Source organism: Microbacterium sp. No. 7 (genome assembly GCF_001314225.1).
In the GTDB taxonomy this organism is placed as follows: domain Bacteria; phylum Actinomycetota; class Actinomycetes; order Actinomycetales; family Microbacteriaceae; genus Microbacterium.
This window is the reverse complement of record NZ_CP012697.1, coordinates 1,714,799-1,726,471: the sequence shown is the minus strand read 5'-3', so window position 1 is coordinate 1,726,471 and position 11,673 is coordinate 1,714,799. Positions and strand designations below refer to the sequence as shown.

Here is an 11,673-nt window from a genome sequence, read left to right as displayed (position 1 = left end):
TGGTCGTCGGGGTGAGTACGGCGACACTGGGGGGTGCCGCCGTACTCGCCCCGATGATCACGACGGGCCCGCGCTCCGCGTCGTTCCGCGCGTTCGCCGGAGGGGCCTCGGAGAGAGGCCTCTTTCCACGGCCGCGCATGACCGCCGCCGTCGCCTTCGAGGCAATACGCTCGCATCGTCAGGGCATCCTTTCACGGGTGCGGGGGAACGGGGCAGGCGAGGGGCGGGGGACACCGGTGGTCACGGCGGCGGGGGCGCCGACGATGTCAGCGACGCAGCGGCATCGGCGGACGGATCCGTCCGGAGACCCCACCCGTCCGCGCGAGGGGGGCGAGGAGTGGACACGAACACGGCCGACAGCGGGAGCACCGAGGGCTTCGGGTTACAGGTACGTCGCATGCGCGGCCTCGACCAGGCGTCGGCGGACGCGCTGCTGCGGGCGGAGATCCTGCAGACGGGATGCTCGCGCCTGAGCCTGAAGGGGATCGACAGCGCCGTCACGACGCTGGCCCGGCTCCGGCACTACATGATCGCCCGGGTGAGCGCTCGCAGCATCGACGCGCTCTGGCCCCGCGACCGGCTCGCGTCGAAGTACCGCTGCATGTACGTCTTCATCAATCGCGGGGACATCACGGTCACGGGCAGCACGACCTCGCACGTCGACACCGGCGTGTGCGTCGTGCGACCCGGTTCGACCGCGGTCGGGCTCTCGGCGACCGAGGCCTTCGACGTGCTGGTGTTCAGCTTCGACTACCGCGACGCGGGGCTCACCGACGCCGACTTCCGATCGCCGTCCATCGAGGCGCACCGGCGGTCGCCGCGATCGCCCACGTCGACGGTGCGGGAGAACACCCTGCACGGCCCGTTCTTCCTCTTCCTCGCCGCGCTGCTCGACACCACGCCCGACCACGACGAGGACACGGTGGGCCCCACGGTGCAGATCCTGCGGAGCATCGCCCACACGCTCACGTCGCAGGACTTCCCGCAGAACGAGGACCCGCTGATCGGCGCACTCGTCGACGTCGTCGAACGGCGGCTCGGCGAGCCGCACCTCACCGTCGGCGAGATCGCCCGCGAGCTCGGCGTCACGCGCCGCACGCTGGAGCGCGTGTGCTCGTCGGCCGGCGTGACGGTCGGCGCCCTGCTCATGCGCGCCCGCGCCACGCGGGCGAAGGAGATGCTCGTGGGCGCCTCCGACCTGAGCATGGCCGAGATCGCGGAGAGCGCGGGGTTCGGCTCGGTGGACTCGATGCGCTACGCGATGAAACGTCTCTACGGCAGCACGCCGTCACGCATCCGGAACGAGTGCTGACGCGGGACCGGGTCGGCGCGGCCGCCCTCAGCGCCCCGACTCCACCGGCACGCAGTCGATGTCGGCGCAGATGTCGCGGAGGTCGGGCGAGATCTCCGACGGGCCGGGCGTCACGGTCGTGAGATGGGGCGACGGCTGATCCACGTGCGGCATGCGCTCGTCCTCGCTGGCGGAGGCGGCGAGCCCGCCCGCGGCGACGAGCACGACCAGGAGCCCCGCGGTCACCACGGCTCGCTTCCACATGGCGGGCGTCATCCCTCGACGAACACGCAGTCGATGTCGGCGCAGATGTCGGGAAGACCGACCGGCAGGTCCGTGACCGGACCGGGCGACACCTTCCTGAGCGCCTCCGACGGCCGGTCCGCTCCGAGCACGCCGTCCGCCTGCCGCGCCGTGGCCGAGGAGAACACGTTCATGCTCGCGCCCCACTGGCTCAGCACCGTCTCGATGGGCAGGTACACACCGGCCACGTAGGGACCGCCCTGGCCCTGGGTGACGTAGCCGACGTTGATGCCGACGGCCCGCAGGCCCGCGGAGTCCCAGCGCCAGACGGGTCCGCCCGAGTCGCCCTTGCCGCTCGGGTAGTCGGCCAGGACCGCGTCCACGCCCTTCCAGTCGTAGGTGCCGACGATCGTCCCCTCGGTCCAGCCGCTGGTCTTGCCCATCTTGCCCACGGCCTTGCCCGTCGTCTGCTCCGAGGTCGGCATGATCCCGGTGATGCGTCCCTGCCCGCCCGGTCCCGGACGGGCGCCGTTGAGCGGGTTGACCACGATCTGGTACGCGATGACGTTCGAGGAGAAGGAGATCAGCGCGGAGTCTCCGTGCGGAGCCCCGTTCTTCTTGTGGGCCAGCGTCCCGAAGGCCGCCCCGGTGCCGTAGACCGTGCCGCCGACGGTGCCGCAGTGCCCCGCGGTCAGGATGAACGACCCCGAGGTGCCGTAGACGGTGTAGCCGCCGGTGCACGACCCCGGATTGCTGCCCGGCGAGCCGAAGAAGATCGGATGCCCCGCGTTGTAGGCGTAGGTCCCCGCCGCCTGAGACGCCGGCCGCTGCACGCCCGCCTCGCTCGGGGTCGCGTCGACGGCCTGCTCGGCGGCGGCGAAGGAGCCCGTCATCACGGACGCCCCCGCCATCACGGCGAGCGAGAGGGCGGCGATGATCGCCCGGGATCGTCTCGTCTTCATCGGTCTCCCTCTCGGCGTCTGCTCCGTGCGCGCCCCTCGTCGAGAGCCTGAGAACCGCGGCGTGCGCTGAGCACCGTCGCCTCTGGCCTCTCCCGTGGCGCCTCCTAGCGTAGCGAACGACGCTCCGGGCCGTCCCGCCGTGGACGACGACCGCCGGATCATCCGCGCGGGTCCGGGGACCCGTGCCCTTCCGGCCGCCTCCCCCGCGGACGGGCCGCGGCGCGCACGGCCGAGGGGCCGGTCGGGCCCCGGAACGGCCGTGCCGCGGACAGCCCCCACACGATCAGGCCGGCGACGAGGCTCCAGAGGCTCGGGCCGATGCCGAGGAGGACGACGGGGCTCGCCGCGATGACGAAGGTGAGGACGACCGCGACCTGCCGGGATCGCTCGGCGACGGCCGCCGACAGCGCGGAGGCGAGCGTTCCGAGCAGGGCGAGCCCGGCGACGGCCTCGATGAGACCGGCCGGCGCGGCGGCGGCGAGCACGACGAGCAGCGGCGTGAGCGCACCGAGGACGAGATAGGCCCATCCGGCGGCGTGCGCGGCGATCCAGCGGCGCCGGCGGTCGGGATGCGCCTCGGCCGAGGCGGACAGCGCGGCGGTGATCGCCGCCAGATTGATCGCATGGCCGCCCGCGGGCGATCCGAGCATGGTTCCGGCGCCGGTGAGGAACAGCGACTCGCGCCACGGCACGGCGACGTCGAAGGATGCCATGATCGCCGCCCCCGGCACGTTCTGAGACGCCATGGTGACGATGTAGAGCGGCAGCGCGATGCCGATGAGGGCGGGGAACGTGAACGACGGCATCGTGAACGTCGGCAGCGGGGAGGCCACGACGAGCGCCTCCCCCCGCGCGAGCACGTCGGCGACCGCGATCCCGAGAGCGAGCGCGAACGCCACCGGGGCGGCCCACCGCGGCGCGAAGCGCGCCAGCACCACCCAGGCGAGCAGCACGGGCCCGACCATCAGCGGCGTCTGTGCGAAGGCGATCACCGGCTGCACGCACAGCGTGAGCAGGACGCCGGCCAGCATCGCCTGCGCGAGCGGTGCGGGGATCGCCGCGACGAGCCGGCCGAGCGCCGGCAGCGCGGCCGTGAGCACGATCATCAGCCCCGTGACGAGGAAGGCGCCCACCGCCGCGGGCCAGCCGCCCTCGGCCGCCCCCGCGGAGACGAGGATCGCCGCGCCGGGCGTCGACCAGGCCAGCATCAACGGCGTGCGGTGCCGCAGCGTCAGGAGGATCGTCCCCGCGCCCATCAGGGCGCACAGGGCGATCAGCCCCGTCGTCGCCTGCGCCGTCGTCGCCCCCACGGCCGAGAGTCCCGCGAGCACCACGGCGAACGAGCTCAGGAAGCCGACGAGCGCGGCGGTCACCCCCACCGATATCGGACGCCACAGCCATCGTTCCACAAACAGAACCGTAGAGGGCGACGCATCGTTCTGCAAACAGAACCCTGGCGACTAGGCTGGGGCGATGGAGAGCGACGAGCTGTCAACGCTGATCGGCGAACGCGTGCGGACGGCCCGCGCCGTCCGCGGACTGTCGCTCGCCGCCCTGGCGCGCCTCGCCGGCATCGGCAAGGGCTCGCTGTCGGAGATCGAGAACGGCATCCGCAACCCCACCCTCTCGACGCTCTATGCGCTCGGCGACGCCCTCGGGGCGCCCCTGTCGTGGCTGCTGGCCGAACGCGCGGGCGCCGAGGTCCGGTCCCCCGGGATCACGGCCCGGCTGCTGGACTCGAGCACGAGCGACGGCCTGACGGTCGAGGTCTACCTGCTGCGGCTCGATCCCGGCCCGCCGCACGTGTCCGAGGCGCACGGGCCGAACGTCACCGAGCACCTCGTCCTGACCCGCGGCAGCGCACGCGTCGGCGGGCGGGGCGAGGAGGCCACGCTCGAGGCCGGCGACGCCGCGACCTGGACGGCCGACGTCGAGCACAGCTATCGCGCCCTCGGGGACGACGTCGCCGAGGGCGTGCTCGTCATGCGCTGGCGGGACTGACCGCCGGCGGCGAGCGGCATGCCGCTGCTCCGGCGCGTCGCGTGCCCCCGGTGGGACTCGAACCCACACTGAGGCGATTTTAAGTCGCCTGCCTCTGCCATTGGGCTACGGGGGCCCACAGCACGTCCCACGGTAGCGGGTCCGCCGCGGGCGCCCCGTCGCGCGGCTAGCTCGACGCGGGCGTCTTGACCGCGCCGGTCTCGGGTGCGGCGGGACGCGGCCGGGCCGCGAACTCCTCGAAGACGTAGCGCGGGTTCTGCACCGTCTGCAGCGAGAGGTTCTCGCGGCCGAGCCAGAAGTTGTGCCACCAGTCGCCGAAGACGCGCCACTTGCGCTCCCACGACGGCATCGCGAGACCGTGATAGCCGCGGTGCGCAACCCAGGCGATGAAGCCCTTGAGGGCGATCTTGCCCGACTGGAACACGCCGTTGTAGAGGCCCAGGCCGGCCACGGCGCCGAGGTTGTGGTGGATGTACTGCTGCGGCTCCTCGCCGCGCAGCACCGCCACGACGTTCTTGGCCAGCAGCTTGGCCTGACGCACGGCGTGCTGGGCGTTGGGCACGCAGTAGCCCCCCACGCCCGCCCCGGTCAGGTCGGGCACGGCCGAGATGTCCCCCGCCGCCCACGCGCCCTCGACGATCTCGTCGTCGGTGCCGACCCGCAGGTCCGCGCGGGTGCGGATGCGGCCGCGCTCCTCGACGGGGAGGTCGCTGCCGCGCACGACCTCGGGATTGGCCATGACGCCGGCCGTCCAGATGATCACGTCGCTCGGGATCACCTCGCCCGTCGACAGCTCGATGTTGCCGTCGACGGCGCCCGTGACCTGCGTGTCGAGGTGCACGTAGGCGCCGCGCTTGGCGAGGTCCTTCAGCACCCACTGGCTGGTCTCGAGCGAGACCTCGGGCATGATGCGGCTCATCGCCTCGATGAGGTGGAAGTGGGTCTCGTCGAAGCCGATGCCCGGGTAGTACTCGAGCAGCGACGACGCGAGGGCGCGGGTCTCGGCGAACACCTCGATGCCGGCGAAGCCGCCGCCGACCACGACGACCGTCAGCAGGCGCTCGCGCTGCGGGCCGGGCGGGAGGTTCGAGGCGTGGTCGAAGTTGGAGATGATCCGGTCGCGGATCGCGACGGCCTCCTCGATCGTCTTGAGCCCGATCGCGTTCTCGGCGATGCCGGGGATCGGGAACGTGCGCGACACGGCGCCCGCCGTCACGATGACCTGGTCGTAGGTCTCCTGCCACGGCTCGCCGACCACGGGGGTGATCGTCGCGGTGCGCGAGGCGTGGTCGATGCCCGTGACCTTCGCCGTCACGACGCGCGTGCGCTTGAGGTGACGGCGCATGCCCACGATGACGTGACGCGCCTCGATCTCGCCCGCGGCGACCTCCGGCAGGAACGGCTGGTAGGTCATGTACGGCAGCGGGTCGACGACCGTGACGTCGGCCTCGCCCTTGCGGAGGTGCTTCTCGAGCTTCCACGCGGTGTAGAAACCCGCATATCCGCCGCCGACGATCAATATCTTGGGCACGGTGGTGGTCACGGTGGAAAAGACTCCTCGGTTCGTGGGTTCGGAGTGCGCATTGCGCGTGTCGAAAGGATTCGCCGGGCAGCCGCGGTGACACCGAGCGCGACCAGTATAGCGGCCAGGGTTCCCGCCGCCAGCGGCAGCGTCCCGTACCTGAGCGTGTCGGTCGAGGGCACGAGAGGCGAGACCCGCGGCGCCGACTCGGCCTGCGGAAGCGCGGGGACGTCGACCGGCGCGACGGTCGGCTCCGGCTCCGGCGTCTGCTCCGCGCGGCGGTACAGGCGGATCCACTCCGCGAGGTCGCCCATGGGGTTCGCGTCGACCGCGTCCACCGGCGCCGACACGGCCGCGGCGGCATCCACGAGCCCGAACCCGTACAGGTTGTCGGGCACGGCGGTCGCGCCCGCGGCGGGGCGGGCGGTGCTCACGATGCGGTTGATGACGTTGTTCGCGTCGAGCTCCGGGTGCGCCGCGCGCACGAGCGCCACGATGCCCGCGACGATCGGCGCCGCCCCGCCCGTGCCCTCCCACTGGACGACGCGGCCGTCGGCCGACACCCCGAGCAGCTGCTCGCTCGGCGCGGAGATGCCCACCGTGATGCCCTGCGTCGACGCCCCCTGGCTCACCTGGCCGGAGCGGTCGACGCCCGCCACGGTGAGGACGCCGGGGATCGTCGCGGGCGCGCCGACCTCCTCCGTCCCGTTGCCGCGGTTGCCGGCCGCCACGACGACCACCACGTCGTTGTCGAACGCGTACAGGAACGCGTCGTCCCACAGCGGGTCCCACGTGAGGGTGTTGGTCGTGAACGAGAGGTTGATGACGTCGGCGCCGTTGTCGACGGCCCACCGGATGGCGTCGGCGACCTGCTCGACGAACGGCACCGAGACCGACGAGCCGAAGCCGATCGACAGCGAGAGCAGCTCGGCGTCGGGCGCGACACCGAGCATGCCCGTCTCCGCGCCCGTGCCGCGCGCGCCCGCCAGCGAGGCGACCCAGCTGCCGTGGTCGGCGTCGACGGCGCCGACGGACGACCGCCCGTCGGACGCGCCGAGGCCGGAGAAGTCCGCGCCGCCGACCACGCCGGAGAACTCGACCGGTCCGCGCCCCACGCCGGTGTCGATGATCGCGATCCGCACGCCCTCGCCCCGCGTGGTCTCCCAGGCCGTGCGGATGCCGTAGTCGTCGAGCCAGTACTGCGCGGCGCGTATCGGATCGACCGGCGCCGTCGGGCTCGGCGTCGGCGTCGGCGTCGGCGTGGGCGTCGCCGGGGCGGAGGTCGCCGCGGCCCCCGCCAGGGCGATCGTCGCGGCGACGATCGCCGCAGCGACCGCCGCGCGCATCGATCTCACGGAGCGTCCCCGGGGGTCTCGCACGTGCAGCGCTGCGGCGACCAGGTGCCGCGCGCCAGGGCCGCGTCGCCGATGGGGTTGACGCCGGGGCCGGCCGCCAGGGCGTGGGCGGCGAGGGCGTGCAGGCACTTGACCCGGGTGGGCATGCCGCCCGCCGAGACGCCCTCGATCTCGGGCACCTCGCCGTAGGGCGCGCGGTCGGCGAGGTACGCCTCGTGCGCGGCCCGGTACGCGGACGCCACCTCGGCGTCGTCGGCGAGCAGGTCGTTGAACTCCTGCATGACGCCGACCGCCTCGAGCGCCGACATCGCGGCCGTCGCCCCGGGGTGGGTCAGATAGTAGAACGTCGGGAACGGCGTCCCGTCGTCGAGGCGGGGCGCCGTCGCGACCACCGCGGGGTTGCCGCACGCGCACCGTGCCGCGATGCCGACGACGCCGCGCATGGGACGTCCGAGCTGCGCGCGCATGACGGCGAGATCGGCGGCGGTCGCGGGGGTCAGAGCAGTTGCGGGCACCCGCCCAGGCTACCGGCGGCCGGCCGGATGCGACCTGAGCGTCACCGGCTCGTGACCGTCTGCGCGACGCCGGCCGACACGACCGAGCGCAGCAGCTGCGCGGGCCAGTCGACGACGGTCTGCTCGACGTCGCTGCTGACGGGCGCGCGATCGGGGCCGGCGAGCACCGGCGGCAGGTCGTTGTCGACGAGGTACACGACCTCGCCGGGGAACACGTAGTAGAGGCGTTCGCGCGCCTGGGCGACGAGGTAGGCCCGGTCGGTCCATCGCTCGCGATCGCGTTCGAGCTCGGCGATCTGCTCGGCGCTCGCCTGCACCGATCGCTCGAGCTCGGCGATGCGCTGACGCTGGTCGATGTAGGTGCCCACCGTCGGCATCAGCACGAAGACGGCGAGCACGACGAGGCCCAGCATGATCGCGACGAACCCCGAGAAGCGCACGTCGGCGAACCACTCGCGCACGCTCACGCGGCCCGTGCCGGCGCGGGGCGAGGCGCCCGGGGAGCCGACGCGAGAGGGGGACGCCGTCCTGGAATCCACGGCGTCCCCCTCTCGTCCGTTCGCGTGCGTCAGCCCTTGAAGCGCGGGAAGGCCGCGCGGCCGATGAACTCCGCCGCGTCGCCCAGCTCCTCCTCGATGCGCAGAAGCTGATTATACTTCGCGACCCGCTCGCTGCGAGCGGGCGCGCCGGTCTTGATCTGGCCGCAGTTCGTCGCGACCGACAGGTCGGCGATCGTGGTGTCCTCGGTCTCGCCCGAGCGGTGCGACAGCATCGAGCGGTAGCCGCTCGACGTGGCCAGGGCCACGGCGTCCAGCGTCTCCGACAGCGTGCCGATCTGGTTGACCTTCACGAGCAGCGCGTTCGCGACGCCCAGGTCGATGCCGCGCTGCAGGCGTGCGGGGTTGGTGACGAACAGGTCGTCGCCGACGAGCTGCACCTTCGAGCCGATCGCATCGGTCAGCGCCTTCCAGGCGTCCCAGTCGTCCTCGGCGAGCGCGTCCTCGATCGTGACGATCGGGTAGCTCGCGACGAGGTCGGCGAAGTAGTCGGTGAGCTTCTCGGCCGACCAAGCCTGCCCCTCGACGGTGTAGACGCCGTCGGCGAAGAACTCGGTGGCGGCGACGTCGAGTCCCACGGCGATGTCGCGGCCGGGCGTGAAGCCCGCCTTCTCGATCGCCTGGATGAGGAAGTCGAGGCCCTCGCGGTTGCTCGGCAGGTCGGGGGCGAAGCCGCCCTCGTCGCCGAGGCCGGTGCCGAACCCGGCGGCCTTGAGCTCGCCCTTCAGCACGTGGTAGACCTCGGTGCCCCAGCGCAGCGACTCGGCGTAGGTCTCGGCGCCGATCGGCGCGAGGAAGAACTCCTGGAAGTCGATGCCGTTGTCGGCGTGCTCGCCGCCGTTGATGACGTTGAACAGCGGCACGGGCAGCACGTGCGCGTTGGGCCCGCCGATGTAGCGGAACAGCGGCAGGTCGGCGCTGTCGGCGGCGGCCTTGGCGACCGCGAGGCTCACGCCCAGGATCGCGTTGGCGCCGCAGCGCGACTTGTTCTCGGTGCCGTCGGTGCCGATGAGGATCTCGTCGATGACGCGCTGCTCGCTCGCGTCGATGCCCTCGATCGCCGGGCCGAGCTCGTCGATGACGGCGTCGACGGCCTTCAGCACGCCCTTGCCGCCATAGCGGCTCTTGTCGCCGTCGCGCAGCTCGTACGCCTCGAAGGCGCCGGTGGACGCGCCCGACGGAACGGCGGCGCGCTGCACGATGCCGTCGTCGAGGAGCACCTCCACTTCGACGGTCGGGTTGCCACGCGAATCCAGGATCTCGCGTGCGCCTACAGCCTCGATCAGTGCCACAGGGACTCCTTGTTCGTGGAGGGTGATGGTGGGAGCGTTGTCGGCCCGCCTTCGAGTCTAGTGAGACGGATGCCGCTGGCACAGGCCGACATCCTCGCCGTGCGGCCTCAGGCGACGAGCGCGATCGCCACGCCGTCCCACCCCTTCGCGTCGAGGGTCTGCAGCGCGGTCGCGTCGAAGCGCGGGTCGGCCGCGAGCATCTCCAGGCCCGCCCGCACGCCGAGGATCTGCGAGGTCTGCGCGGCGGGGTCGGCGACGGCGCCCCCGCGCACGACGTTGTCGACGACGACCACGGTGCCGGGGCGGCCGAGCTGCGCCGCCCAGTCGAGGTAGACCGTGTTCGACTCCTTGTCGGCGTCGATGAAGACGAGGTCGAAGGGCTCGCCGCCGACGAGCGTCGGGAGGACGTCGGCTCCGAGCCCGACGAGGATGTCGACGCGGTCGCCGACGCCCGCGCGGTCGATGCTCGCGCGGGCGACGGCGGCGTGCGCGGGCTCGGCCTCGATCGTCACGACGCGACCGCCCGGCGGCAGGGAGCGCGCGAGCCAGATCGTGGAGTACCCGCCGAGCGTGCCGACCTCGAGCACGCGCCGCGCGCCCGCGAGACGGGCCAGCAGGTGCAGCAGCTTGGCGTTCACGGGGGCGACCTCGATCGCCGGCATCCCCGCCTCGCGCTGCGCCGCGATCGCGGCGTCGAGCACGGGGTCGTGCCCCACGAGGGCGTCGGTCAGGTAGGCGTCGACGCGCTGCCACGCGTCGGCGCTGGGCTGCTCGGTCATGCCCCCAGCCAACCCCGGCCCGGCGGCGCCGTCAACCACCCTCGCCGTCGCGCCCGTCCGCGCCGCGGGGTCGTCGCGGCAGGGTGCGCAGCAGCGCCGCGCCCGCCTCGGCGTCGTCGGCCGTGACCGTGACCGTGCCCCCGTCGCGCAGCCGCACCTCGATGCCGGGGCCGCCGCGCACGACGACCGCCCGGCGCCCGCCGGGCAGCCGGCGCATCCCCCAGCCGCCGAACTGCTCCATCGGATGCACCGTGACGACGGTGGCCGTCGCGATCTCGTCGGCGGGCACGAACACGCACGGCCAGCCGGCCGCCGACCGCAGGGTGAGGCCGGTGGCATCCACGCGCGCCCGGAAGGCGACGTTCGTCACGAGCACCAGGATCGTGAGCAGCAGGGCCGTCAGCGCGGCGACCCACAGCAGGCCCGCGGGCGCGATGACGAGGATGCCGATGACGGCGCCCGTCGCCAGGACGAAGACCACCGCGAGCGAGACGAGGCCGGCGGTGGACAGCATGAGGTGGCGTTCCCAGAGCGCGTCGTCGTCCTCGTCGGGCCCCGGCGCGGGCTCGTGCCGCTCCCCGCGTCGCGCGATCGCCGGCTGCGCCGCCCAGCCCGCGATCGCGGCGAGCAGGCCTCCGGCGGCGGCGACCGGCAGCGCGGGCGAGCCCGCGACGGGCTCCCAGGTCTCGGCCGCGTGCGGCGGGACCATCATGCGCACCATCGCGATCGTGACGAAGACCGCGGCGCCCAGCGACAGCGCCGACAGGATGCGGTAGCGGATGCCGCGGGCGCCGCGCCGCACGCGGGGCGCCGCCCACAGGCTCAGCGCGGCGGGCAGGGCGAGGCCGGACGCCAGCAGGATCCCCAGCGGCAGGAACAGGACGGTGTCGTCGTCGAGCACGCCGTCGAGGTTCTCGTCGACGACGACGGACGCGAGCGGATCGCCGTGATGGATGTAGGCCGTCATGGCGCCCGCGACGACGATCGCCGCCGGCAGCAGGATGCCGGCGAAGACGAACGCGTGCCGCGCCCGGCGCGGGTTCGCGGGCACGGGGCGGCGCGCGGGGACGCGTGCGCTCTCGTTCCGTGACATGACTCGATCATGCCGCGTCCGACGTCGTCGCGTTGTAGATCACCGACAACGCGCGTGCGTGGC

Annotated in this window: 12 protein-coding genes and 1 tRNA gene; 2 read left to right on the top strand and 11 right to left on the bottom strand. The window is 73.2% G+C overall.

Going from position 1 to position 11,673, the window contains the following annotated elements; genetic code table 11:
- Positions 1 to 337: 337 nt before the first annotated feature.
- Positions 338 to 1,312, top strand: a complete 975-nt coding sequence (locus AOA12_RS07855; protein WP_197281077.1) for an AraC family transcriptional regulator — start codon at positions 338 to 340, stop codon at positions 1,310 to 1,312.
- A gap of 27 nt (positions 1,313 to 1,339) precedes the next feature.
- Here the strand turns inward: AOA12_RS07855 and AOA12_RS07850 are convergent, their stop codons facing one another.
- The 3 genes from AOA12_RS07850 to AOA12_RS07840 form a co-directional block, all read right to left on the bottom strand.
- Positions 1,340 to 1,555, bottom strand: a complete 216-nt coding sequence (locus AOA12_RS07850; RefSeq protein WP_054681746.1) for a hypothetical protein — start codon at positions 1,553 to 1,555, stop codon at positions 1,340 to 1,342.
- 8 nt (positions 1,556 to 1,563) lie between these two features.
- Positions 1,564 to 2,496, bottom strand: coding sequence for a hypothetical protein (locus AOA12_RS07845; RefSeq protein WP_054681744.1), 933 nt, complete (start codon positions 2,494 to 2,496; stop codon positions 1,564 to 1,566).
- Between the two features lie 158 nt (positions 2,497 to 2,654).
- Positions 2,655 to 3,905 carry a benzoate/H(+) symporter BenE family transporter gene (locus AOA12_RS07840; RefSeq protein WP_082406072.1) on the bottom strand — a complete coding sequence of 417 codons (1,251 nt, stop codon included), beginning with the start codon at positions 3,903 to 3,905 and terminating at the stop codon, positions 2,655 to 2,657.
- A gap of 64 nt (positions 3,906 to 3,969) precedes the next feature.
- Between AOA12_RS07840 and AOA12_RS07835 the strand changes: the two genes are divergently transcribed.
- Positions 3,970 to 4,497: a helix-turn-helix domain-containing protein gene (locus tag AOA12_RS07835; RefSeq protein WP_054681739.1), complete on the top strand. Its 528-nt coding sequence runs from the start codon at positions 3,970 to 3,972 to the stop codon at positions 4,495 to 4,497.
- A 42-nt stretch (positions 4,498 to 4,539) separates the two neighbouring features.
- On the opposite strand, the gene AOA12_RS07830 is transcribed toward AOA12_RS07835, so the two are convergent.
- From AOA12_RS07830 to AOA12_RS07795, 8 genes are all read right to left on the bottom strand, one after another.
- Positions 4,540 to 4,612, bottom strand: a tRNA-Leu gene (locus AOA12_RS07830).
- Between the two features lie 51 nt (positions 4,613 to 4,663).
- A complete protein-coding gene (locus AOA12_RS07825; protein WP_442922276.1) occupies positions 4,664 to 6,040 on the bottom strand; it encodes an NAD(P)/FAD-dependent oxidoreductase in 1,377 nt (458 codons plus the stop codon).
- Positions 6,037 to 7,365, bottom strand: a complete 1,329-nt coding sequence (locus AOA12_RS07820) for a S8 family serine peptidase (RefSeq protein ID WP_054681737.1) — start codon at positions 7,363 to 7,365, stop codon at positions 6,037 to 6,039. The genes AOA12_RS07825 and AOA12_RS07820 overlap by 4 nt, the downstream gene beginning before the upstream one ends.
- 5 nt (positions 7,366 to 7,370) lie before the next feature.
- On the bottom strand, positions 7,371 to 7,841 hold the full coding sequence (locus AOA12_RS07815; protein ID WP_054681735.1) for a DUF501 domain-containing protein: 471 nt from the start codon (positions 7,839 to 7,841) through the stop codon (positions 7,371 to 7,373).
- A gap of 89 nt (positions 7,842 to 7,930) precedes the next feature.
- Complete coding sequence (locus AOA12_RS07810; RefSeq protein ID WP_231637201.1) at positions 7,931 to 8,428, bottom strand: FtsB family cell division protein; 498 nt, start codon at positions 8,426 to 8,428, stop codon at positions 7,931 to 7,933.
- A 29-nt stretch (positions 8,429 to 8,457) separates the two neighbouring features.
- On the bottom strand, positions 8,458 to 9,738 hold the full coding sequence (gene eno / locus AOA12_RS07805; RefSeq protein WP_054681733.1) for a phosphopyruvate hydratase: 1,281 nt from the start codon (positions 9,736 to 9,738) through the stop codon (positions 8,458 to 8,460).
- Positions 9,739 to 9,845: 107 nt separating this feature from the next.
- The gene (locus AOA12_RS07800; RefSeq protein WP_054681731.1) at positions 9,846 to 10,517 is read right to left on the bottom strand and encodes an O-methyltransferase; all 672 of its coding nucleotides are present in this window, start codon (positions 10,515 to 10,517) and stop codon (positions 9,846 to 9,848) included.
- A gap of 31 nt (positions 10,518 to 10,548) precedes the next feature.
- Positions 10,549 to 11,610 carry a hypothetical protein gene (locus AOA12_RS07795; protein WP_054681729.1) on the bottom strand — a complete coding sequence of 354 codons (1,062 nt, stop codon included), beginning with the start codon at positions 11,608 to 11,610 and terminating at the stop codon, positions 10,549 to 10,551.
- Positions 11,611 to 11,673: the final 63 nt, after the last annotated feature.